Annotated in this window: 23 protein-coding genes and 1 riboswitch; of the genes, 15 read left to right on the top strand and 8 right to left on the bottom strand. The window is 64.8% G+C overall.

The window, feature by feature from the left end; genetic code table 11:
• Nucleotides 1-41: 41 nt before the first annotated feature.
• Nucleotides 42-2,492, top strand: coding sequence for a heavy metal translocating P-type ATPase (locus tag H582_RS0102265; RefSeq protein ID WP_028597200.1), 2,451 nt, complete (start codon nt 42-44; stop codon nt 2,490-2,492).
• Nucleotides 2,493-2,622: 130 nt separating this feature from the next.
• On the opposite strand, the gene H582_RS0102260 is transcribed toward H582_RS0102265, so the two are convergent.
• Entirely contained in the window at nt 2,623-3,054 is a 432-nt protein-coding gene (locus tag H582_RS0102260) for a MarR family winged helix-turn-helix transcriptional regulator (protein WP_028597199.1), read from the bottom strand.
• 185 nt (nt 3,055-3,239) lie between these two features.
• Here H582_RS0102260 and H582_RS0102255 point away from each other — a divergent pair, with 185 nt between their 5' ends.
• Nucleotides 3,240-3,707 carry a CBS domain-containing protein gene (locus H582_RS0102255; protein WP_028597198.1) on the top strand — a complete coding sequence of 156 codons (468 nt, stop codon included), beginning with the start codon at nt 3,240-3,242 and terminating at the stop codon, nt 3,705-3,707.
• 243 nt (nt 3,708-3,950) lie between these two features.
• On the opposite strand, the gene H582_RS0102245 is transcribed toward H582_RS0102255, so the two are convergent.
• The 3 genes from H582_RS0102245 to H582_RS0102235 all read right to left on the bottom strand — a co-directional run bounded on the left by H582_RS0102245 (nt 3,951) and on the right by H582_RS0102235 (nt 7,778).
• Entirely contained in the window at nt 3,951-5,237 is a 1,287-nt protein-coding gene (locus H582_RS0102245) for a glycoside hydrolase family 27 protein (RefSeq protein WP_028597197.1), read from the bottom strand.
• A gap of 123 nt (nt 5,238-5,360) precedes the next feature.
• The gene (locus H582_RS0102240) at nt 5,361-6,242 is read right to left on the bottom strand and encodes an AraC family transcriptional regulator (protein ID WP_028597196.1); all 882 of its coding nucleotides are present in this window, start codon (nt 6,240-6,242) and stop codon (nt 5,361-5,363) included.
• A gap of 225 nt (nt 6,243-6,467) precedes the next feature.
• Entirely contained in the window at nt 6,468-7,778 is a 1,311-nt protein-coding gene (locus H582_RS0102235; protein ID WP_028597195.1) for a glycosyl hydrolase family 18 protein, read from the bottom strand.
• 313 nt (nt 7,779-8,091) lie between these two features.
• Nucleotides 8,092-8,225: riboswitch (cyclic di-AMP (ydaO/yuaA leader) on the top strand.
• 4 nt (nt 8,226-8,229) lie between these two features.
• Between H582_RS0102235 and H582_RS0102230 the strand changes: the two genes are divergently transcribed.
• Nucleotides 8,230-8,721 carry a C40 family peptidase gene (locus tag H582_RS0102230; RefSeq protein WP_028597194.1) on the top strand — a complete coding sequence of 164 codons (492 nt, stop codon included), beginning with the start codon at nt 8,230-8,232 and terminating at the stop codon, nt 8,719-8,721.
• Nucleotides 8,722-8,819: 98 nt separating this feature from the next.
• On the top strand, nt 8,820-9,242 hold the full coding sequence (gene fosB, locus H582_RS0102225) for a metallothiol transferase FosB (RefSeq protein ID WP_028597193.1): 423 nt from the start codon (nt 8,820-8,822) through the stop codon (nt 9,240-9,242).
• Nucleotides 9,243-9,497: 255 nt separating this feature from the next.
• On the opposite strand, the gene H582_RS0102220 is transcribed toward fosB, so the two are convergent.
• Nucleotides 9,498-10,508: a LacI family DNA-binding transcriptional regulator gene (locus H582_RS0102220; RefSeq protein ID WP_028597192.1), complete on the bottom strand. Its 1,011-nt coding sequence runs from the start codon at nt 10,506-10,508 to the stop codon at nt 9,498-9,500.
• Between the two features lie 162 nt (nt 10,509-10,670).
• Here H582_RS0102220 and H582_RS0102215 point away from each other — a divergent pair, with 162 nt between their 5' ends.
• From H582_RS0102215 to helD, 9 genes are all read left to right on the top strand, one after another.
• Nucleotides 10,671-11,012, top strand: coding sequence for a UxaA family hydrolase (locus H582_RS0102215; RefSeq protein WP_028597191.1), 342 nt, complete (start codon nt 10,671-10,673; stop codon nt 11,010-11,012).
• A 116-nt stretch (nt 11,013-11,128) separates the two neighbouring features.
• Nucleotides 11,129-12,277 carry a UxaA family hydrolase gene (locus H582_RS0102210; RefSeq protein ID WP_043110750.1) on the top strand — a complete coding sequence of 383 codons (1,149 nt, stop codon included), beginning with the start codon at nt 11,129-11,131 and terminating at the stop codon, nt 12,275-12,277.
• Nucleotides 12,278-12,287: 10 nt separating this feature from the next.
• Entirely contained in the window at nt 12,288-13,400 is a 1,113-nt protein-coding gene (locus H582_RS0102205; protein ID WP_043110749.1) for a Gfo/Idh/MocA family protein, read from the top strand.
• Nucleotides 13,394-13,825, top strand: a complete 432-nt coding sequence (fucU, locus tag H582_RS0102200) for an L-fucose mutarotase (RefSeq protein ID WP_028597188.1) — start codon at nt 13,394-13,396, stop codon at nt 13,823-13,825. The genes H582_RS0102205 and fucU overlap by 7 nt, the downstream gene beginning before the upstream one ends.
• The gene (locus tag H582_RS0102195; protein ID WP_028597187.1) at nt 13,822-14,595 is read left to right on the top strand and encodes an SDR family NAD(P)-dependent oxidoreductase; all 774 of its coding nucleotides are present in this window, start codon (nt 13,822-13,824) and stop codon (nt 14,593-14,595) included. Before fucU ends, H582_RS0102195 begins: the two co-directional genes overlap by 4 nt.
• Nucleotides 14,596-14,631: 36 nt before the next feature.
• On the top strand, nt 14,632-15,543 hold the full coding sequence (locus H582_RS0102190) for a fumarylacetoacetate hydrolase family protein (protein WP_028597186.1): 912 nt from the start codon (nt 14,632-14,634) through the stop codon (nt 15,541-15,543).
• A gap of 135 nt (nt 15,544-15,678) precedes the next feature.
• Nucleotides 15,679-16,560, top strand: a complete 882-nt coding sequence (locus H582_RS0102185) for a deoxyribonuclease IV (protein WP_028597185.1) — start codon at nt 15,679-15,681, stop codon at nt 16,558-16,560.
• A gap of 113 nt (nt 16,561-16,673) precedes the next feature.
• Complete coding sequence (locus tag H582_RS0102180; protein WP_028597184.1) at nt 16,674-17,303, top strand: cysteine hydrolase family protein; 630 nt, start codon at nt 16,674-16,676, stop codon at nt 17,301-17,303.
• A gap of 232 nt (nt 17,304-17,535) precedes the next feature.
• Nucleotides 17,536-19,962 carry an RNA polymerase recycling motor HelD gene (helD, locus tag H582_RS0102175; protein WP_028597183.1) on the top strand — a complete coding sequence of 809 codons (2,427 nt, stop codon included), beginning with the start codon at nt 17,536-17,538 and terminating at the stop codon, nt 19,960-19,962.
• Between the two features lie 22 nt (nt 19,963-19,984).
• Here the strand turns inward: helD and H582_RS32690 are convergent, their stop codons facing one another.
• From H582_RS32690 to H582_RS0102165, 3 genes are all read right to left on the bottom strand, one after another.
• Nucleotides 19,985-20,569, bottom strand: coding sequence for a hypothetical protein (locus H582_RS32690; RefSeq protein ID WP_240478905.1), 585 nt, complete (start codon nt 20,567-20,569; stop codon nt 19,985-19,987).
• 63 nt (nt 20,570-20,632) lie between these two features.
• Nucleotides 20,633-21,031, bottom strand: a complete 399-nt coding sequence (locus H582_RS32685) for an HAAS signaling domain-containing protein (protein ID WP_240478904.1) — start codon at nt 21,029-21,031, stop codon at nt 20,633-20,635.
• Nucleotides 21,018-21,383 (bottom strand): PadR family transcriptional regulator, encoded by a 366-nt coding sequence (locus H582_RS0102165; protein ID WP_028597182.1) that lies wholly within the window; start codon nt 21,381-21,383, stop codon nt 21,018-21,020. Before H582_RS0102165 ends, H582_RS32685 begins: the two co-directional genes overlap by 14 nt.
• Before the next feature lie 239 nt (nt 21,384-21,622).
• Between H582_RS0102165 and H582_RS0102160 the strand changes: the two genes are divergently transcribed.
• Together H582_RS0102160 and H582_RS0102155 are read left to right on the top strand one after the other, a co-directional pair.
• Nucleotides 21,623-22,207 carry an RNA polymerase sigma factor gene (locus tag H582_RS0102160; protein ID WP_052332879.1) on the top strand — a complete coding sequence of 195 codons (585 nt, stop codon included), beginning with the start codon at nt 21,623-21,625 and terminating at the stop codon, nt 22,205-22,207.
• Nucleotides 22,185-23,303, top strand: coding sequence for a DUF4179 domain-containing protein (locus H582_RS0102155; protein WP_028597180.1), 1,119 nt, complete (start codon nt 22,185-22,187; stop codon nt 23,301-23,303). The genes H582_RS0102160 and H582_RS0102155 overlap by 23 nt, the downstream gene beginning before the upstream one ends.
• Nucleotides 23,304-23,369: the final 66 nt, after the last annotated feature.

Raw genomic sequence — 23,369 nt, 5'->3', positions numbered from 1 at the left:
GTATATTGGAGTCAAGGAATCACCATTGGAGGAGAAGCGAGATGGCTCGAACAGACTCAACGACGGCCCCGTCGGGCGAGCATAAATCCGTCCTGCAGCTGACCGGCATGACCTGCGCGGCCTGCGCGACGCGCATCGAGAAGGGCTTGGGCAAGATGGACGGCGTTTCGGCGGCCAGCGTCAATTTCGCGACCGAGCAGGCGAGCGTCGTCTACGATCCGGGCAAGGTCGACCGCGAAGCGTTGGAGGATAAAGTGAAGAAGCTGGGCTACGGCACGGCGAACGATACGATCCAGCTGCGGCTGGAGGGCATGACCTGCGCCGCTTGCGCCGCGCGCATCGAGAAGGGGCTCTCCCGCATGCCCGGCGTCGCCTCGGCGACGGTGAACTTTGCGATGGAGACGGCGCGCGTCGACTACGCTCCGGGCGAGGTCGGCCTCGCCGACATGCAGGAGAAGGTGGCGAAGCTCGGCTACAAGGCGCTGCCGATGGAGCAGGAGGAGGGCGGGGCGGAGGCGCGCAAGCGCAAGGAGCTGAAAAGGCAGGCGCTGCGCCTCGCCGTCTCGGCGCTGCTCTCGCTGCCGCTGCTGTACACGATGGCGGCGCATTTCGGCTTCCTGTCGTGGCTGCCGGTGCCGGCGCTGCTGATGAATCCGTGGCTGCAGCTCGCCTTGGCCACGCCGGTGCAGTTCGTGATCGGGGCGCCTTTTTACCGGGGGGCGTTCAACGCGCTGCGCAGCGGCGGGGCGAACATGGATGTGCTCATCGCGCTCGGCACGTCGGCGGCCTATTTCTACAGCCTGTACCTGACGATCGAGTGGCAGCTCGCCGGCGGCGGCGCGCATCACGGCGCGCCGTCGCTCTACTACGAGACGAGCGCCGTGCTCATCACGCTCGTCGTGACCGGCAAGCTGCTCGAGGCGCTGGCCAAGGGCCGCGCGTCCGAGGCGATCAAGTCGCTCATCGGCCTGCAGGCGAAGACGGCGACCGTGCTGCGGGACGGCCTGGATGTCGCGGTGCCGCTCGAGGAAGTCGCCGTCGGCGATCTCGTGCGCGTCCGCCCCGGCGACAAGATTCCGGTGGACGGACTCGTCGAGGACGGCAGCAGCAGCGTCGACGAGTCGATGCTGACGGGGGAGAGCCTGCCTGTCTCCAAGCAGGCCGGAGATTCGGTCACTGGCGCGACGATCAACAAAAACGGCGCGCTGCTCGTCCGCTCGACGCGGGCCGCAGGCGACTCCACGCTGGCGCAGATCGTCCGCATCGTCGAGCAGGCGCAAGGGTCCAAGGCGCCGATTCAGCGGGTCGCCGACCGCATTTCCGGCATTTTCGTGCCGATCGTCGTCGCGGCGGCGCTCGCGGCCGGACTTATCTGGTACTTCCTGATCGCTCCGGGGGACTTTGCCCGCGCGCTGGAGATCGCGATCGCCGTGCTCGTCATCGCCTGCCCGTGCGCGCTCGGCCTGGCGACTCCGACCTCGATCATGGCGGGCTCCGGGCGCGCCGCGGAGCTCGGCATCCTGTTCAAGGGCGGGGAGCATCTGGAGCAGACGCATAAAGCCGATACGATCGTGCTCGACAAGACCGGCACGGTCACCGAGGGCAAGCCGGTGCTGACCGACGTGCTGCCGGCGATGGAGCGCGACGAGCTGCTGCGCCTGACGGGAGCGGCGGAGCTCGGCTCCGAGCATCCGCTGGCCGAGGCGATCGTCGCCGGCATCCGCCGCGACCTGCCGGAGCTGCCGGAGCCGACGTCCTTTGAAGCGATCCCGGGCTACGGCATCCAGGCGGTGGTCGAAGGCCGCCGCGTGCTCGTCGGCACGCGCCGCCTGATGGAGCGCGAGGACGTGGACGCCGCAGCCGCCCATCCGCAGATGGAGGCGCTGGAGCGGGACGGCAAGACGGCGATGCTCGTCGCCGTCGACGGCCGCTACGCCGGGCTGGTCGCCGTCGCCGACACGATCAAGCCGAGCTCGGGCGAAGCCGTGGCGAAGCTGAAGGAGATGGGCTTGCGCGTCATCCTGATGACCGGAGACAACGAGCGCACGGCCCGGGCGATCGCCGCCCAGGCCGGCATCGAGGAGGTCAGGGCCGAGGTGCTGCCGGAGGGCAAGGCGGACGAGGTGAGCCGCCTGCAGCGCGAAGGCCGCGTCGTAGCGATGGTCGGCGACGGCATCAACGACGCGCCGGCGCTCGCCACGGCCGACATCGGCATGGCGGTCGGCACCGGCTCGGACGTCGCCCTGGAGGCGGCCGACGTGACGCTCATGCGCGGCGACCTGCGCAGCATCCCGGAAGCGATCCGGATGAGCCGCAAGACGATGGCCAACATCCGCCAGAACCTGTTCTGGGCGCTCGGCTACAACTCGCTCGGCATCCCGGTCGCGGCCGCCGGCCTGCTGGAGCCGTGGGTCGCCGGCGCGGCGATGGCGCTCAGCTCCGTCTCGGTCGTGCTGAACGCGCTGCGCCTGCAGCGCGTCCAGGCGGGCTGATCCGCCTCGCGGGCTGATCCGACAAGCTGCCCTGATTGGCCGGCTCGCCGACCCGCTTCGCGGACGCGACTTCGCCGGCAGACCCGCCGACCCGACTCGGCAGGCCCGCCTCGCCGGCTGATCCGCCGATCTAGCCCTCCGACACGGACTCGCCGAACTTCTGGAGCAGGCGGCTGAACTGCTCGACCTCCTGCGCGGTCCAGCCTTCCAGCAGCTCGCCGACGCGCTCGGTCCGCATCTGCTTGTTCCGCTCCAGCTCCAGGCGGCCGAGCTCGGTCAGCTCGAGCGTATAAGCGCGGCGGTCATTCTCCACCGGCCTGCGCGCGAGATGGCCCTTCTTCTCGAGCGCGGCCGTCTGGCGGCTGATTGTCGAGCTGTCCAGCCGGAACTCCTCGGCCAGCGTCTTGACCGACGCCCAGCCGCTGCCGGCGATATGGTCGAGCAGCAAATAGGCGGCGCGGTCGAGGCTGTCGCCGCTCTTGCGGTACGTCGTTTCCGCGATGAGGCGCCGGATCAGGTGGGCCAGCTCCATTTCGATCGTTTCGACTGCATGTGGGTCCATCGTCTCTCCTCCTGACAAGAGAGGCGGCGCCGATCGCCTTCCCGGGCGCCATCCGCCGTCTCCTTGGCCTGCCATGACGCATACTCTGCATTGACAGGCATCTATACAGTTGTATAATACAATTATATAGTTGCATGATGCAAGTATTGTCTAGCAGACGGGAACGCAGCCGGGGGGTGCGGGGGATGAAGGCGCATGAGATCATGGTCCGCCAGGTCCACAAGGTCAAGGAGACGGACACGCTCAAGGACGTCGTCGAGAAGTTCATCAAGTACAGGATCAGCGGCTTGCCGGTCGTCAACGAGCGCAACGAGATCGTCGGCTACATCAGCGACGGCGACATCATGCGCTACATCGGCCAGCGGGAGGACTTCGTCCTCGACGCGTTTTATTTTTCGGCCGTGATGAGCATGAACGAGGGCGAGTACGACGACCGCACGCGCCGGCTGCTCGGGCGCAACGTCATGGAGCTGTCGCGCAAGAAGGTCGTGGCGGTCAGCCAGGACGAGGACGTCGCGCAGATCGCGGGACTGCTCGGCCGCAAGCGGATCAAAAAGGTGCCCGTGCACCGCGGCGGCGTGCTTGTCGGCATCATCAGCCGCGGCGATGTCATCCGGCATTCCTTCGGCAGCTATTTGACCGAGGAAAGCTGAAAAAGGTGGAAGGAGAACCGGCCGAGCCGGCTTCCCTTCCACCTTTTTTGCGTCCGCAGCGCCCGCCGAAGCGGGATCAAGCCGAGCCGAGCGCCGTTCCATGCGAGGGCGGCCCGCCGCTCGGTCCGGCTTCCCGCCGGCAGGATCGCCGCAGCGCAGCCCGCTCGGGCCGGCTTCCCGCCGGCAGGATCGCCCCGGCGCAGCCCGCTCAGCCCGCGGCCTGAACCACGGACTGCCTCCCCGCTAGGCGGGATCGAGCCGGTACAGCGCCGCTCCGTGCGGAGGCAGCTCGGCGCTCAGCCGGCCGTCCGCAAGCTCGGCGGACCGGCCGCTCCACAGCTCCTTGGCCGTGAAGGCGCCGGCGCCTCCGAGCTCGGCGAGCGTCGCCTCGACGGCCGCCGCCCGCTCGCCGACGTTGAACAGCGCCGCGTACAAGCTGCCGCCGTCGCCGTCCGCCGCCCAGACGATCGAGCCGCCCTCGCGCTTGACCAGCCGGGCGCCGCTGCTGCTCCGGTGCAGGCGCAGCACGTCGCGGTTCGTCAGCAGGCTGTTCGTCCACGCGTCGTTGTCGCGCAGCTCGCCTCCGAAAAACAGCGGCGAGCGGAACAGGCACCAGAGCGTCATCATCGTCACCTGCTCGTCCCGCGTGAAGCGGGTCAGCCGGTCGGCGCCGCCTCCGTCGACGGAGCGGATGCCGATATGGCCGAGCGGCAGCATGTCGCAGTCCGGCCAGGCGCCGTCCGCTCCGAGGCCCTGCCACCGCTCGCAGCGGTCGAACATGTCGAGCAGCAGCTCCCAGCGGTCCCAAAAGTCGTCGGTGATGCGCCATAGATTCGCTCCGGCCTTGAGCTGCTCGGCCTGCTCGACCGCCGCGGGTCCGGGCGACAGGCTCAGCACGATCGGCCGCCCGCAGCGGTCGATCGCCCGCCGGATCAGCGCGATCTCCTCGAGATGGGCGCCGTACAGCCGGGACGCGGCGATGTCGTCGACCTTGACGAAGTCGACGCCCCACTCCGCATACAGCTCGAACAGCGAGTCGTAGTACGCCTGCGAGCCTTCGTGCCGCGGATCGACGCCGTACATGTCGGTGTTCCACGGGCAGATCGAGTTCGGATGCGCGATGTCGCGCGCCGTCGCCTCGCTGCCGAGGATCGGGGACGCGGCATGGACTGCCTGGCGGGGGATGCCGCGCATGATGTGGATGCCGAACTTCAAGCCGAGCCCGTGCACGTAATCGGCGAGCGGACGGAAGCCTTTGCCGCCGGCGGCGGACGGAAAGCGGTTCGCGGCGGGCATCAGGCGGGAATGGCCGTCCATCTCCAGTGGAACGAACTTGCGGTAGAGGGAGCTGCTCGCTCCGGGCTCGTACCACTGGATGTCGACGACGACGTACTCCCAGCCGAACGGCTTCAGCCGCTCGGCCATGTATTCCGCGTTGCCGCGGATTTCTTGCTCGGTGACGGCTGCGCCGTAGCAGTCCCAGCTGTTCCAGCCCATGGGCGGGGTCGGCGCGAGGTTCAGATGGCTCATCGTTTCCTCCTGTTTTCGCATCAAGCAGCGTTCTTTCTTGAACTATACTCGACGCGTCCCGGCGCCAACTACGACAATTTCACGCAGGCAATAGCATGAAATTGCTGTCTTGCTCCGAGAGGCTCAGTCGAAAAAGATGCGGCTGTAGGGAAGCCCTTCGCCGCCCAGGCGGAACGAGCCCGGCGTCCGGCCGGTCAGCCTGCGGAACGCCTTGATGAAATAGCTGCCGCTGCTGTAGCCGACAGCCGCGCCGATCCGCTCGATGCTCCAGTCCGTCGAGCCGAGCAGCTCCACGGCCTTCTGGATGCGCACGCGGGCGAGGTACTGCGCCGGCGTCACGCCGGCATGGCGGGCGAAGCTGCGGACGAAGTGGAATCGGGACAAGCCGACTCGGTCGGCCAGCTCATGCTGGCTGATCATGTCGGCATAGCGCGTCCGCATGCAGTCGGCCGCTTCGCGGATCGCAGCGGGCCAGTCCGTCTCCGGCCGGGCGCCGGTCGACGCCCAGCGGCAGAGCTCGACGAGAAAGGCGTGCACGCAGGAGGAGGCGACGAACGGATCGGATATTCCGCCCGCGCTGGCGCGCTGGAACAGATCGCGCAGCAGCAGGATCGGCGGACTGTCCGCCGACAGGCGGGGAAAGGGGCCGGTCCTGCTTTTGACGTAGTCCCACAAGCCCTGCGCATGCGTCGGCCGGAGGAGAACGAAATAGAACTCCCACGGCTCCTTTCCTCCCGGATAGCGGTAGCGGTGACGCCCGGGAATTTCCGTCATGAACGCTTCTCCCGCCGCCAGCCGGCGTTCGCCGCCGCTCTCGTAGATTCCTTCGCCGCTCGTCGTATATTGGAAAAGCAGGAGCGGGCCGTCGGTCCTCTTCTCCCCGTCCCAGTCGTAGTCCGTCGAGTCGATCGCCTCACGGCCGACCGCGAACAGGCTGCAAAGCGGCAGCTCCGCGCTCTCCTGGAAGCGGAACCCGTAGATGCCGTAGCCCTCGTTTCTCGCCATATGCGCCCGTCCCTTCCTCCATGCTGAATGAATCCATCGTAAAGCGGACGGGCGGCGCTGTCCACCTGCGGTAGGCGCTTGGGAGAAAAACGAGCGGCGGCAAGCCGCCGGAGACGATGCGTCCGCGCGTCAAGCGAGCCGCGGCAGGCGAAAAGGCGAAAATGCCGCAGGTCCGTTTGGACCAGCGGCATTTCTCCGCGCCTGCCGTCATGCCGGGCGAGGCGGTCAGGAATTCAGCGCCGTGTGGATCGCTCCCAGCAGCTCGCCGTCCAAGTTCTGCCCGTACTCCCAGAACATGATGCCCGCGAGGCTGTTCGCTTTCAGGTACTTGACCTTTTCGGCTAGCGACTGCGTGTCGTCGTAGCTGAGGAAGCCGCCGCCGCTGTTCGTCAGATACGGAGCCTTGGCCGCATCGTCCCATTGGCGCGTCCAGCCGTTTTTGTTGATGAAGCCGGCCTTGAGCTCGTCGTACGTATAGTCGGCCGTGCCGTGGGAGTAGAACGCGCCGCCGATGACCAGCTTGGACGCGGGCAGCCCCTTGCTCTTGAGCAGCTTGACGGCGGTGTCGACGCTGTAGCTGGCGCGCGAGGAGTTGTAAAGCGCCGTATGATGCGTGCCCGAGCCGGCCTGCATGTCGTAGGTCATCACGTTCAGGAAGTCGAACGACGGCTGCACGGCGGCGATGTCGATGTTGCCGAGGCCGTAGTCCGAAGCGCCTACGGCGGCGGTCAGCTGGTACTTGTTGCTGCCTCGGCCGTCCGCTGCGCTGCCTGCGTCAAGCACCGAACGGAGCTTTTGGATGAACAGCGTATAGTTCTGCTTGTCGCCGGCGGCCGGGTATTCCCAGTCGATGTCGACGCCGTCCAGCTTGTTGGCGCGGATGTAGGAAAGGGCGCTGTTCGCGAACGCCGTCCGGCTGGCGTCGGTCGAGGCCGCGCCGGCGAAGCCTTGCGAGCGGCCCCAGCCGCCGACGGAGACGAGCACCTTCAGGCTCGGATTTTTGCTGCGCAGCGTCGTCAGCTGGGCGAGCTTGGAGGCGTCGCCGCCGCTCACGCCGTTGTTGGCCACGTCGGCGAAGGCGTAGAACACATGCGTCAGCTTTTCGGCCGGCACGGTGCTCACGTTCGGGAAATGCCAGTCGGCGACGTAGGCGCCGGTAATCTTGCCGCCCGGAGCGCCGGGCGTCGGAGTCGGCGTCGCGCTAGGCGAAGGCGTCTTGGTCGGAGTCGGCGTCGGAGTCGGAGCGGACGAGCAGGCGCCGAGCGATTTCCATGCGCCCCATGGGCCGGACAGGTCGGGGCGCTCGTTCGTCGTCCACCACTTCGCTTCGTACAGCGTGCTGCTGTACACGGCTTTCTGGCCCGCGGTGTAGATCGCCGAGGCCGACCAGGCGGAGACGCCGGTGCAGGCATCGGCGGCATGGGCGGTGCGGACGGCGAGCGAGCCCGGCACGATCGAGCCGATCAGGAACACGGCGAGCAGCAGCGCGCGCAAAGCCTGGAAGCGGGGGGTGGAAGTGCGGGATTTTGCGGACATGAAAGTCCTCCTTTTCAAAAGTAGGATAAAAAAGCGGAATTCGGCAGGCGGCCTCCTTTCACTCGAAGAGTTCCACTATTATCCTATTAAATTCATAACGCTTAAAGGATAGTTTCTCAGAATGGCAGGGGGAAATATCCATTTCTTCCTCTGGGCAGGAGGACAGGGGCGAAAATCGCGTCCATTCGATGATATGAGCAGAAGGGCCTAGGCTGATTTATGAGAAAAGTAAGGGATTTGATGAGGGACTTCTAATATTTCCCGGGCAGGGATTCGACAAAAAACTACGAATATTAACCTTTAATAAAAATGATGAATCATCATGCCGAATTTTCGAGAAGAAAAACGGGGGAACCATACCGGGTGAATGAATCTTGCAAGAGAGGATTCTAGGGAACCTTCAACCGAACCCACAGCTAACTTCGTAGGCATCCGAAGGGAGAAGCAACTTGTGAAGAAAGTCATCCTGTCCATGCTTGGCCTGGTTCTGCTTCTGACGTTCAGCAGCAGCGCGTTCGCGAATACGCCGGATCTCGACAGCGCGATCAAAAAAGTCATCGGCACGCCTTACAAATACGGCGGCACGACGACAGCCGGCTTCGACTGCTCCGGCTTCGTCCGCCATATTTTCAACCAGTTCGACGTCAAGCTGCCCCGCACGTCCAAGTCGCAGGCTCAGGTCGGCTCCAAAGTGGACAAGGACGATCTTCGTCCCGGCGATCTCGTCTTCTTCAATACGAGCGGCCGCGGCATCTCGCATGCCGGCATCTACGTCGGCGACGGCAAGTTCGCCCACGCCTCCAGCAAGGGCGTGCGCTACACGAAGCTGAGCGATTCCTACTACGCCAAGCGGTACGTCACCGCCCGCCGCGTCGTCACCGGCGAGGACTACAGCAAGATGATCGGCGAGGACGACGGCGAGGACGTCGCCGGCGAAGAATAAGCATGGTCGTTGAAGTCCCGGCAGCTTGGCTGCCGGGACTTTTTGCATCCGGACCCGCAGGGGAGCCGTTGGCGATACAGGAGGAGGAGGAGTCCATCATGAAGCTGCAAGGCCTTAATCATCTGCTGTTCAGCGTCTCGTCGCTGGAGCGGTCGATCGCGTTCTATCGGGAGGCGTTCGGCGCGAAGCTGCTCGTGCGCGGACGGTCGACCGCTTATTTCGATCTGGACGGTCTGTGGCTCGCCTTGAACGAAGAAAAGGATCTCCCGCGCGAGGAGATCCGTCTGTCTTATACGCATATCGCCTTTTCCATTAAAGAGGAGGAGTTCGACGAGGCGGTGTCCCGGCTGCGGCGCATCGGCGCGGACATCTTGCCGGGACGGGAGCGGGACGAGCGTGACCGGCGCTCGGTCTACTTCGCAGACCCCGACGGCCACAAGTTCGAATTCCATACCGGCACGCTGGCGGACCGGATGGCCTATTATCGCCAGACCAAGCCGCATATGGAGTTTTTTGACTAGAGGCTCCGCATGGCTCATAGGCCCGCGCAGTCGTTTCGTTAGCGCTTAGAAGCCTCGCTCGCGGACAGAAAGGAACAAGGGGCTGTCCCGGCATCCGTGAAACGGACGTCGGGACAGCCCCTTGTCGCATGGCCGCCTCTGGCGCCGCAGCCTCTCGCTCCTCGGGTTCGCGAACGGCAGAGCCGCGGCTTCTCGCCGCTCGGATTCGCGAACGGCAGCGCCGCTCCAGGCTCCAGGCCTACCGCGCAGCTGCTTTCATCGCTCTCGCTTGCGGCTCGACGAGCGCACGATCAGCTCCGCCGGCAGGATGAGCGTGCGCGGGCCGCTGCCGTCGCCGTTTTCGATCCGGTCGACGAGGCGCTCCAGGCCGAGCGCGCCGAACTGATAGGCCGGCTGCGCGGCCACCGTCAGGAACGGACTCAAAATGCTGGCGAAGCCGAGATCGTCGAAGCAGACGACCGACAGATCGTCCGGCACAGCCAGGCCGCGCTCGCGCAGCGACTGGATGACGCCGAGCGCGAGGAAGTTGTTGGCGGCAAAAATGGCCGTCGGCGGGGAGCTCAACGCCAGCAGTGGGTCGAGATCGCTCGGATTGAAGCCGTCCGAATAGTCGAGATGGCGGACGAGCGTCTCGTCATACGGGAGGTCGTTCAGCTTGAGCGCGTCCCGATAGCCCGCATGGCGCTCGCGCGCGGTGGAGACGTCCTCCGATCCGTTCACCAGCGCGATGCGCTCGTGGCCGAGTCCGATCAGATGCTCGACGAGCCGGCGCGCCCCGTCGCGGCTTTCGCCGAGGATGCGGTCCGCCTGGATGCCGGGCACGTCCCGGTCGAGCAGCACATAGGGAATGCGGTGCTGCTCCAGCAGCCGCAGATGCGGGGCGGAGCCGTCGCCGGCCGGAGCGAACAGCACGCCGTCCACGCGCGTGGAGAGGATCATGTCCACATAGTCCTTTTCCTTGCCGTAATCCTCGTCGCTGTTGCCGAACAGCAGCCGATAGCCAAGCCGCTTGGCCGCATCCTCCGCCCCCCGCGCCAGCGTCGTATAAAACGGGTTGGCGATGTCGGCAATGAGCAGGGAGAGGATATTCGTCTTTTGCAGGACGAGGCTGCGGGCGTTGGAGTTCGGCACGTACTGCAGCTCCTCCATCACCTGCCGGACCCGCTTTCTCGTCGCTTCGCTGATCCGGCCGGTATCGTTGATGACCCGCGACACTGTCATGGCGGAGACGCCGGCCACGCGGGCGATGTCGTAGATGGTGACCATGAAGCTCCTCCGTTCCCTTTTTACAAGCTGCAATCATTGTAGCCAATGCGGTCTATTGACAGCAAGCATGAGGTCGCTTACATTTGAGTTACCGATAACTCAAATCGAGGAGCGCGGCCAGCCGATCCAAGTCGTCTGCCGGCGCAAAGAGGAGGAGAAGGCATGGAGCATGCGTTGGAAGCGGGAGCGGACGCGATCGTCATGGATGTCCGCGACCATGTCGCGACCGCGCTGCGGGATGTGGCGGCAGGAGAGACGATCCGCTACAAGACAGGCGGGCGGGAAGGAAGCGTCGTCGTCGCGGAGCCGGTCGCGTTCGGCCACAAAATCGCGATCGCGGCCGTAGCGGCAGGCGGCGAGGTGCGCAAGTACGGCGAAGTGATCGGCCGCGCCGTGACGGCAATCGAGGCGGGGCGCCACGTCCATGTGCACAACATCGAGGGCATCCGCGGACGCGGCGACCAGGCCGGCGCGGCTGCTGGAACAGGAGGAGGAAAAGCATGAGGGAACCGGAAGGGCAGGCGTCAGGCCAGGCAGCGGCAGATCAGACGGAGTCAGGCCAGGCAGCGGCAAGCCAAGCCGCAGATCAGGCGGCAGCAAGCCAGGCAGCCCCTGCGATCATGGGCTACCGAAGGGAGAACGGCGACATCGGCATCCGCAATCATCTGCTCATCATTCCGACCGTCATCTGCTCGAACCAGGTGTGCAGCCGCATCGCGCAGCTCGTGCCGGGCGCGGTCGCCGTGCCGCATCCGCATGGCTGCAGCCAGATCGGGGCGGACAAGGACCGCACGTTCAGCGTGCTGGCGGGGACGGGGGCGAACCCGAACGTCGGCGCGGTGCTGATCGTCAGCCTCGGGTGCGAGGTGGTCGATCCGCAGCAGCTGGCCGACGCCATTCGAGTTACCGGTAAACCGGTCGAATGGTTCGACATCCAGAGCGTCGGCGGCTCGGTGAAGGCGATCGAGCATGGCGCGAAGCTGGCGCGGCAGCTGCAGGCGGGCCTGATGCGCCTGCGGCAGGAGCCGGTGCCGCTGTCCAAGCTGAAGGTCGGCGTCAAATGCGGCGGCTCGGACGCGACCTCGGGACTCGCCTCCAATCCGGCGCTAGGCGCCGCGGCCGACAGGCTCATCCGCGAGGGCGGCACGGTCGTCATCGGCGAGACGACGGAAATCATCGGCGCGGAGCATGTGCTTGCCGAGCGCTGCCCGGACGCCGCGGTGCGCGAGCGGCTGTACGCGATCGTCGGCCGCTTTGAGCGCGAGGTGGAGCGGATGGGCGCCGACATGCGCGGCGGCAATCCGAGCCCCGGCAACATCGCCGGCGGGCTGTCGACGATCGAGGAGAAGTCGCTCGGCTGCATCAGCAAATGCGGCACGTCCCCGATTCTCGGCGTCACCGAATACGCCGAGCCGCTGCCGGAGGGCGGACTTTATTTCATGGATTCTCCCGGCAACGACATCGAATGCGTCTCCGGCATGGCGGCGGCCGGCGCGCATATCGTCTGCTTCACGACCGGCCGCGGCACGCCGACGGGCTCGGCTGTCGTTCCCGTCATCAAGATCACCGGCAACGGCCGCACGTTCTCGCTCATGGAGGACAACATGGACGTCGACGTCAGTCCGATGCTGGACGGCTCGCTCGACGTGGAAGCGGCCGGCGAGAGGATCTGGCAGGAGATCGTCGAGGTCGCGGACGGCAAGCTGACCAAGGCCGAGATTCTCGGCCATCAGGAATTTTCCATCAACCGCATCGGCCCGAGCCTGTGAAGGAGGTCCTATGAACGTCATCGATCTGGAGCTCGACTACAAGCCCAAGCTGCCGCAGGACGCCCGCATCGGCATCGCGATCATCGGCGCGGGCGAAATCGTCGGCGCCTGCCATCTTCCCGCTTACCGCAAAGGCGGCCTGAACGTCGTCGGCATCTACGATCTGAACGCAGAGCGCGCCGCGGCGCTAGCCGCGCAGTTCGGCCTGCCGCGCGTCTATCGCACGCTGGAGGAGCTGCTTGACGATCCGGCCGTCCGCGTCGTCGACATCGCCGTGCCGGCCAAGGCGCAGCCGGCCATCGCGCGCCAGGCCGCGGCCGCCGGCAAGCATATGCTTTGCCAGAAGCCGCTCGCCGAAAGCTACCGCGAGGCGGCCGCCATCGAGCGCGCTTGCCGCGAGCACGGCGTCCGCGGCGCGGTCAACCAGCAGATGCGCTGGTCGCCGGGCATCCGCGCCAGCCATGCGATCCTGAGCCGCGGCTGGCTCGGAGAGCTGACGCAGGCGACGATCTCGGTCGACGTCCGCCAGGATTTTGCCGCGTGGAGCTGGCTGCGGGAGATGCCGACGCTGGAGGTCATGTACCACAGCATCCATTACCTCGACAGCATCCGCTTCCTGTTCGGCACGCCGGACTCGATCTACGCCGACGGAGCCCGCTTCCCCGGCCAGCGCACGGTCGGCGAGACGCGCACGATGCTGTCGCTGCGCTATCCCGGCGAGCGGCGCGCGCTCGTCCACGACAACCACAACCATATCGCCGGCGAAGAGGACTGGCACGCGACGTACCGGTTCGAGGGCACGGAGGGCATCGTCCAGGGGACGAACGGCTCGCTGTACGACTATCCGGTCGGACGGGAGGACACGCTCAGGTTCCACTCGCGGCTGCTCCATCCCGATTATTGGTTCGTTCCGACGCTGCACGGCAAATGGTTCCCCGACGCCTTCCTCGGCACGATGGGCGAGCTGCTGCGGGCCGTGGAGGAGGATCGCGAGCCGGAAACCTCCGTCCGCGACAACCTGGAGACGATGCAGCTCGTCTTCGCGGCTTACCGATCGATGAGCGAGGACCGGCCGGTCGCGCTGCGCGAAATTGCAAACGAAGAGGAGGAAGCGGCATGCTGAAAGGAATTTCTCCGCTGCTCTCGCCTGAGCTGCTCCATGCGCTGCGGGCGATGGGGCATGGCGACGAGCTTGTGCTGGCCGACGTAAACTTCCCGGCCGCATCGACGGCGGCGCGGCTCGTCCGGGCGGACGGCCATGGCATCCCGGAGCTGCTGGACGCGATCTTGACCTTGCTGCCGGTGGACACCTACGTGCCGCAGCCGGCCGTCGTCATGGCGGTCGTGCCCGGCGATCCGCCTGCCCCAGCCGTCTGGCAGCAGTACCGGGAGCTGCTGCGCCGGCATGAGCGGCGCGAGGTCGACATCGCCGAGCTGGAGCGCTTCGCTTTTTACGAGCGGACGCGCCGGGCCTATGCCGTCGTCGCGACGAGCGAGGCGGCTCCTTACGGCAATCTGATTTTGACAAAAGGCGTGGTGCGGATATGAGGCTGAAAGACAAGATCGCGCTGATCACCGGGGCCGGCTCGGGCATCGGACGCTGCTCGGCGCTGCGCTTCGCCTCGGAGGGAGCGCATGTCGTCGTCGCCGACATCAACCTGGAGGCGGCCGCAGAAACGGCCGCCCTGATCGCCCAAGCAGGCGGCGAGGCTTCCGCCGTCGCCTGCGACGTCACCGATCCCGCCTCGGCGGAGGCGATGGCGCAGCAGACGCTGGAGCGGCACGGGCGGATCGACGTGCTGTTCAACAATGCGGGCATCAGCGGCGTCGGCGCGCTGCACGAGGTCGAGCCGGACGCCTGGGACCGCGTCATCAGCGTCAACATCCGCGGCACCTATTTGCCGAGCCGGGCCGTGCTGCCGTCGATGATGGAGCGCCGCGGCGGCGTCGTCATCAACATGAGCTCCTGCATCGCCGAGATCGGCCTCGCGCGCCGGGCTTCCTACGCCGCGACCAAGGGCGCGATCCTCGCGCTGACCAAGTCGATGCAGGTCGACTATGCGCCGTACGGCATCCGCGTGAACGCGCTGCTGCCCGGCACGATTTTGACGCCGTTCGTGGAGAAGTACCTGCGCGAGTCGTACGCGGACCCGGAGGAAGGGCTCGCCGGCATCCGCAGCCGCCAGCTGAGCGGCGATCTCGGCCGGCCGGAGGATGTCGCCGAAGGCGCGCTGTTCCTCGCCTCCGACGAGTCGAAGTTCATGATGGGCTCGCCGCTGTATTTGGACGGCGGAGTCGTGTTCGGCAAAAATGCCTGACGGCAAGGCAAGCATGAGAAAGGGGAATCGGCGATCATGAAGTTGTTGACATACCGCAAGGAGGGCCGGCTCGCGCTCGGCGTGCGCACGGAGCAGGGGGTGCTGGACGTGGCGGCGGCTGCGATCCGGCTCGGAGAGGGGCGGCAGGTGCCGCTGACGGTCGAGGCCGCGATCGAGGGCGGAGCCGAGGCGCAGCGGACGCTGGAGACGCTGGCCGCTCAGGCGGACGGAGTCCCCGAGCTGTGGCTGGACGAGGACGCGCTGCAGCTCGGGCCGTGCGTGACGGCTCCCGGCAAGATCATCTGCGTCGGCCTGAACTACCGCAAGCACGCGGAGGAGACGAATGCGCCGATTCCGGAGTATCCGATCCTGTTCAACAAGTTCAACAATACGCTGGCCGCGCATCGGGAGGACATCCCGCTGCCGCGCGTCAGCTCGGAGGTCGACTACGAGGCGGAGCTCGTCATCGTCATCGGGCGCACGGCCAAGGACGTCGGGCGCGAGCAGGCTCTGGAGCATGTGTACGGCTACTGCTGCGTCAACGACCTGTCGGCCCGCGACCTGCAGATGCGCACGCCGCAATGGCTGCTCGGCAAGACATGCGACAAGTTCAGCCCGCTCGGCCCGTATCTGGTGACGGCCGACGAGGTCGGCGATCCGAACGCGCTGGCGATCTCCGCCGTCGTGAACGGCGAGACGCGCCAGTCGTCCCGCACCTCGGACATGATTTTCCGCTGCGACGAGATCGTCAGCTACATCTCGCGGCATATGACGCTGTCGCCCGGCGACATCATCCTGACCGGCACGCCGGAGGGCGTCGTGCTCGGCCTGCCTCCGGAGAAGCGGGTTTACCTGCAGCCGGGCGACGTCGTTGAGATTTCCATCGAGAAGCTCGGCACGCTGCGCAACCGGATGACGGCGGAGCAGGGCGCGGAGGCTCGGATCTGACGATCAGGCTTCGGAAGAGTAAAAAAGCGATGCCGGGGCAAGCCCCGGCATCGCTTTTTTAATGGGAGAAGCGTATCAGGACTCTTTTTTCCGCAAACGCTGAATGGGAAGGAACGGAAAAAGAGGAGGGACGGCATGCGGATCGGCAGCCATGTATCCATGGGCGGGAAAGAAATGCTGCTCCAAGCGAGCAAGGAAGCGGCTTCGTATGGTGCGAATACGTTCCTGATCTACACGGGCGCGCCCCAGAATACAAGAAGAAAGCCGATCTCGGCCTATCGGATCGCCGAGGGGCAGGCGCATATGCGGGAGCACGGCATCGCCGACATCGTCGTGCATGCTCCGTTCCTGGTCAATCTGGCCAACGCCGTGAACGATCAGGTGTTCCGCCACAGCATCTCGTTTCTGCGCGACGAGCTGGAGCGGACGGAAGCGCTTGGCTCGAGGCAGCTCGTCCTGCATCCGGGAGCTCATGTCGGGGAAGGCATCGACATCGGGCTGGGCAAAATCGTCGAAGGCTTGAACGAGGTGCTGGAGCCTGGCGGCAAAGCCCAGATCTCGCTGGAGACGATGGCCGGCAAAGGAACGGAATGCGGCAGCCGATTCGAGGAGCTGGCCCGCATTTTGGACGGGGTCACGCATAACGACTCCCTTTCCATCTGTCTCGATACCTGCCATGTGCATGATGCCGGCTACAATATCGTGGACGATTTCGACGGGGTGCTCGATCAGTTCGACCGCCTGATCGGCCTGGACCGGCTGAAGGTGCTGCACATCAACGATTCCAAAAACGTGCGGGGCTCCCGCAAAGACCGGCACGAGAATATCGGCCACGGCTTCATCGGCTTGAAGGCGCTCGATTCTATCGTCCATCATCCCCAGCTGGCCGACATTCCGATGCTGCTGGAGACGCCTTCCTTTGGGCCGGTCAAATATAAGAACCCGCCCTATAAGCACGAAATCGCCCTGCTTCGCAGGCAATTGGCCGATCCGGTGAACAAGGAGCCGACCGCGTAGGCGGGACAAGCTTGGTTTGACGCGCCCAGGCGGGCCTCTGGCAACGCTGCAAGGATTTTGAAATTTCGGGGAAGGCTAGGTGCAGAATCGCATGCTGAGGAGGCTGAATCGTGATGTTCACTGTCGATCCGACGACGACCGGCATCGTCCTGACCGATCCGCAAAATGAATTTTTGTCGCCGGGGCATCCCGGGTATGAGCTGCTCAAGCCGGTCATTTTGCAAAACAATACGGTCGGCAACCTGGTGAAGCTGCTCCAGTCAGCCAAGCAAAAGGGGTATAAGGTCTTCGTCTCTCCCCACTACTTGTATCCGCATGACCATAAGTGGCAGTTCAAGGGAGCGGAGGAGACGCTCCTCCTTTCCACCTACGCCTACGATCGTCCCGATGCGCGGAGCCCGGTGCCGCCGGCCTCCGGAGCGGCATTCGTGCCGGACCTGCTGCCGTTTCTCGAAGACGGGCAGACGATCATCGCCAATGCGCACAAGATCGCCAGCCCGGCAACGAACGATCTGTGCTTGCAGCTGCGCAAGCAAGGGGTAAGCAAAATCGTTCTGGCCGGGGTCGTATCCAATGTGTGCGTCGAATCCCATATGAGGCATCTGATCGAGGAGGGATTCGAGGTCGCGACCGTTCAGGATGCGACGGCGGCTCCTGCGGACGGGTTCAATGCCGCTCTCGTCAATTTCAAAGGGTTCGCCTCGGCTGTCTGGACGACCGAGCAGGCAGTCGTCAATCTATAGAGCCTTGTCGAAAGGCAAACGAAAGACCCCCGGTCCACGGACCGGGGGTTTTTTTATGCTGCCGCGCCATTGCGCGCAAAACGAAGCTATGGTATCATCAGAAAACCAGTCGCTTCAATTTTTTATTAAAATCCACAGTTATTGCATCTTACCTTTAATTCAATATTACCATGGGTCGCGGCTGGATGTCAAATGCCTTTTTCAGAGGAAAACGGGAGGAGTCGGTGCGGACATGCGGCATGAGCGAGAATGGAACGAAGAGCAGGCACGGCTGGATCGAGTCGCCCAAAAGCTGCGGGAGCGGATCGCCGAGCTGGAGCCGGAGGTGGCCGGGCTGCACGGGCAAGCGGGGGACATCCGCAAGCGCTTTTGGGAAGAAGTGACGGTCAACACGGCCACGGACGAGGACTTCGAGGAAACGTTCTACAGCATCCGGCAGCAGGAGGCGCTGCTCTCGGAACGGGAGCGCAGCCACCGGCTGCGGCTGCAGCAATGGAAGAGCATGACCCGGCTGCTGCCCTCCCCGTACTTCGGACGCGTTGATTTTCGCGAACATGGCGTCGGCTCCGCCGAGCCGGTTTACATCGGCGTCTCCTCCTTCGTCGACGCGGAAGGAATGGACTTCCTCGTCTACGACTGGCGCACGCCGATCGCGAGCTTGTACTACGACCACTCTCCGGGGCCAGCCTCCTACGACACGCCGGACGGAGCCGTGCGGGGCGACATGGAGCTGAAGCGCCAGTACCAGATCCGCCAAGGCCGGCTGCTGAACGTATTCGACACGAGCCTGACGATCGGCGACGAGCTGCTGCAGCAGGCGCTCGGACAGGGCGCAGACTCGCAGATGAAGAGCATCGTCGCGACGATCCAAAAAGAGCAGAACGCCATCATCCGCGACGACAGGAGCCGGATGCTCATCGTGCAGGGAGCGGCGGGCAGCGGCAAGACGTCTGCGGCGCTTCAGCGCGTGGCGTACCTGCTCTATAAAAACCGGGACCGGCTGAAGGCGGACCAGATCGTCCTGTTTTCGCCGAATCCGATGTTCAACAGCTACGTCTCGACCGTGCTTCCCGAGCTCGGCGAGGAGAACATGCAGCAGGCGACGTTCCAAGAATATCTGGAGCAGGGCATCGGCTCGATCCTGAGCCTTGAGGATCCATTCGATGCTATCGAATACGTCCTGCAGATGGCCGGCTCGCCGGAGCATGACGCCCGGGTGGAGGGCATCCGCTGCAAGGCGTCGGGAGCTTTCCTGCAGGCGCTGAGGGACTATGCGGAAGGGCTGGGGCAATCCGGCATGCGCTTCAGCGGCATCCGGCTTGGAGATCGCGAGCTTATTCCGGCCAGCCGGATGGCGGAGCGCTTTTACGGGTACGATCGTTCGATCCGCCTGGCCAATCGCGTCGCCATGCTCCAGGAGTGGCTGCTCCAGGAGCTGGCCGGGCTGGAGCGCAAGGAGCGCGGCGCGGACTGGGTGAGCGAGGAGCTCGACTATCTCGACAACGACCGCTACGACGCCGTGCACCGGGAGCTGCACAAGGAACGGGGCGTGTTCGACTTCGCCGAGCAGTACGAGCGCATCCAGGAGTTCGTGCAGAACAAGCGGCGCCGGGACGAAGGAGACTTCGACTACGCGGAGAGGGAGCAGGAGCTGCTGGCCGGCGCGATCGTCCGGGAGCGGTTCGAGCCGCTGCGGCGAAGCGTGAGGCGGATGCAGTTCGTCGACATGGCCGGATTGTACGCGCAGCTGTTCGATCCGGAGCAGGCTTATGCGGCGCTGGCAGAGCAGGCGGCCGCGCCCCGGCTTTGGCCGGATATCTGTGATCAGACCCGGGAGAAGCTGGCTCGCGGGGAGCTGTTCAGCGAGGATGCGACGCCGTTCCTTTATTTGCGGGAGCTTGTGGAAGGCATGCGGACAAATACGCAAGTGCGGCATGTTTTCGTCGATGAAGGCCAGGACTACTCGATGGTTCAATATGAATATTTGCGGAAGCTGTTTCCCCGCGCCCGCATGACCGTGCTGGGCGACTTCGGCCAGGCGATCTTCGCCCAGGCGACGGAGCTGGACGGCGAGGACTCGCCGCTGATGCGGCTTTACGGGGAGGCGGACACGAGGCTGATCCGCCTCGTCCGCAGCTATCGGTCGACGCGCGAGATCGTCGAGTTCACCAAAGCGCTGCTGCCGAGCGCAAAGGAGATCGTGCCCTTCGCCCGAAGCGGCAAAAAGCCGCTGCTGATCCAGGCGGACGACAGCGCACGGCTGGCGGCGCGGATGGCCGAGGAGCTGGCGGCGCTGCAAGCGGAAGGCTTCGCCTCGATCGCCGTCATCACGAAAACGGCCGCCGAAAGCCGCGAGGCGCATGAGCTCCTGACCAAGCAGGGCTGCCCGTCGCTGCGGCTCGTCACCAAGGAGACGCCGACGTTCGAGAACGGGACGCAGGTCATCCCGGCCTATCTGGCCAAAGGCGTCGAGTTCGACGCCGTGCTGATCTACGACGCTTCGTCGCGGACGTACCGTCGAGAAAGCGAGCGGAAGCTGTTCTATACGGCGTGCACGCGCGCCATGCACCGGCTGCAGCTGTATGCGGCAGGAGAATGGACGCCGTTCCTGCAAGGCGTCGAGCCGTCTTTGGTCGAGGAGGTGGGCCAGGCTCGCTAGGGCAGGCCATTAAAAAAGCCGCTCACAGGAGCGGCTTTTGGCTGGCCTTTGCAGAAGAAGGAGTCTTGCTGCGGAACCATGCCATGAATTCAAGCACGATGTCGACCAGGGCATAGACGAGGAGAACGTTCACGAGCAGGCCGTTCAGGCGGGGCCAGACCGACACCAGCGTATCGTAGCCGTCGCCGCTCGACGGCAAGGGGCTCGCAGCGGCCAGGTCCGCAATGAACGTCGGGTTCCAGAGGGCGTCGTCGGCCAGCATGAGGCAGGCCAGCGTCGTGATCAGGATCGTCATCGCGATATGGAACGCAAGCAGCCGGCCCGATCTTCGCTGAGCGATCAGCCGCACGCTGTCCTTGAGGATGGCAAGCGCGGCCAGTCCGCATAGCAGCGGCGCATAATGGAGGAGCACGTCGCGATCAAAAAAAGGAACGCTGGCGGCGCTGCCGTCGTGGATTCTCCACACGCCGATCAGATCGGGCGAGAAGAGGGCGAGCATGATGGCGGCGACGGCAAAAAAGATGCCGAAGATCGGTCCGCTCTTCTTGACTTTCTGGCCGGCCTCGGGAATCGGCGGCAGCTCGGAAGGCTTCCATGCCTTTTTCATGCGCCCGCTTCCGGCCGTTTTGGCCCGCTGGCTGCGCTCGACGCAGACGAAGATCAGAGTGACTCAGAGAAATCCTTGGGCGACGCTCGAGACGAGCGAGGCAAGGAAGCTCAGGGCGCTGTCCAGCATCCCCGCATCCGTCCGGAACGAATCGATCGCGAGGGCGGCGGCAAGGCTGAAGACGATCGCGGCCGTCACGATCTTGAGCGTCGTCCAGTACGCGTCGATCAGCGCCGGCCCGATCAAATAACGCTCGTACCCGCGGTATTTCGCGGCCAGCTCGCTCGGATGTCCGAGCTCCAGCAGCACGCTTTCCGCGTCTTCGACGGTCGGGGGGCTCTCCGGACTGCGCTCCTCCAGCATGTCTTCGATCACGCTTAGCAATTCCCGCTTGATATCCTCTCTCTGCGTCTCAGGCAGACGCGCCGTCACCGCATGAATATAGCGATCAACGAGTTCCATCCCGATCTCCTCCTTCAGGTTCGTTCATTAGGCCTTCCATGCTGGCGACCAGCTTGCGCCACTCCTGCTGCAGCTCCGCGAACACTTGCTTGCCGACCTCGCTCAGCAGGTAGTATTTGCGCGGGCGGGACTCGTTCGTATCCCAGCGGCTCTCGAGCAGCTCCTGCTTCTCGAGCCTGCGCAGCAGCGGGTACAAGGTGCCTGGCTCGACGGCGATTCCCTTTTCCTCCAACAACGACACCAGCGAATAGCCATACTGCGGCTCGGCCAGCTGGCTGAGCACGCCCATGACGATCGTGCCTCGGCGCAGCTCGCTGAGCAGGCTTGCCAGCGTCTCCTTCACATCCGTCATATGCATCAGCTCCTGGAAATCATTATAGTGTATTACGCACACTATTGTAAATGGGCCGCTAATAAATAAGATACAATGATTTTTTCGATCAGGGAGCTGGGCGGTCAAACCGATCCTATTTGGCACGAATTGTCCGGCGCCCGTTACTTTTTCCGTGCCCGCCACATCTAATCCATGTCGACAGCGAACGATACGCGAGAGAGCCCGGGCTTTTTCGTCAGGAGGGATAGGATGAACGTATGGCAGAACGGCAGCCGGCAAAGGCCGGATCATCGCAGAAGATGGAGCTGACGAGGCTCGCGCAATCGGCCCGGCAGGGCGATACGGAAGCCTTTCTCGAGCTGATCCAGCAGCTCAAAGGATCGCTCTATCGGACCGCAAGGACGATTCTGAAAGGGGATGAGGAGTGCGCGGACGCCCTTCAGGAAACGATCCTGAAGGCGTACCAGTCGATCGGCTCGCTGAAAGAGCCGGAGCATGTCCGGACCTGGCTGTACCGGATCCTCATTCATGAATGCACAGCCATTTGGCGCAAGAAAGCGCGCCAGTCCCTGCCCGGCACGCTGCCGGAGCAGGCGGCGGAGAGCTCGGCCTATCGGGACGTCGAGCTGAGGGAAGCGATCGACCGGCTGGAGGAGCCGCTGCGGCTCGTCGTGCTGCTCGTCTATAGGGAAGATCTGAAAATCGCGGATGCGGCCGCAGTTCTCGGCATCAGCGAGGGCGCGGCCAAGATGAGGCTTCAGCGGAGCAAGGCGCTGCTGCGGAAATGGCTGGAGCCGACATGGGAAGGGAGCGGAAACCATGAAACCAGGCAATATCGATGAACGGCTGGAAGCGCTGCGGATCGAGAGGGATCGGGAAGCGGACCTTCCAGCGAAGGTGGAGCTCCGGCTGGAGGAGGCTTATCAAATGATTCGAGCTGGCAAGGCGGCGGGGAGGCGGGAGGACGGCCCGCTTCCCGGTCCTGACGAGGTCCGGGACTCGCGGCTCGTCCGCCCGAGAATGCAGCGGCTGCGGCGCTCGGCGGCTGCGGCCGCGGCAGGCTTGCTGCTGCTCGGAGCGGGAACGGCCGGGCTCGGCTTCATCTCGCCGGCATTCGCCGACTCGCTGAGGTCGGTGCCGGTGCTCGGAAGCCTGCTCTCCATGTACGGAGACAAGGGCATGCAGGCGGCGGAGGAGCAAGGCCTCGTGCAGCCGGTGGAGATGGCCCAAACAATCGGCGATACGACGATCAGCATCCGGAACGTCGTTTATGACGGATCAAGGATCGTGCTCGAGGTCCACCGGGATGGAGAAGGAGAGTTCTACAGCCGTGATTTGAGAAGCCCTGAAAAGGGCGATCTGACCTGGGTCGAAGCGCGGCTGGAAGGGCAGGAGCTGATGCCGTCCTGGAGACCGGCTGGAGACGACTCCGTGCTCGTAAGCATGGATCGGGTGCAGACGGAGCTGCCGGAACGCTCCGAGCTCGAGCTGCTGCTGACCGTAGCCGGCGTGGAGCAGCCCGTCCGCTTCGACATTCCTCTGGCGGCGGGCGCCGAATCGATCGTCATCGACAAGCCCGCCATGCCGGAGGAGCTCGCGAAGCGCGGGTTTGTCGTGGACAAGGTGATCGTGACTCCGGTGACGACGAAGCTGTTGTTCCACCTTCGGCCGAAGGCGCAGGACAGCGCCGGCACCTTCGTGCATCCCGATGACTTCGACATGTCCGCTGCGCAAGACGAGCATGGACGAACTTACGCCGGAATCGGCGGGCAAGGCGATCCGGAGACGGACGAGGGCAGCAAGCAGGTGCAGCTGTTCGAGCCGCTTGATCCCGAGGCCAAGGTGCTCAAGCTCATCTACAACGTCGCGGGCATCGGGGCGGGCGACAAGCCGTACTCGATCGTCATGGAGGTGCCGCTGCCGGACCGGCAGCGGTAAAGAGAGAAGCGGCAGCGCCCGGATGTGGTAGAACTGAGAAGGCAGGAAAAGGACATCCGCGAGGAT

It is taken from the genome of Paenibacillus pasadenensis DSM 19293 (assembly GCF_000422485.1).
GTDB lineage: Bacteria > Bacillota > Bacilli > Paenibacillales > Paenibacillaceae > Paenibacillus_O > Paenibacillus_O pasadenensis.
Note: the sequence above shows the minus strand (reverse complement) of the source record. Positions and strands in the feature narration are given on the sequence as shown.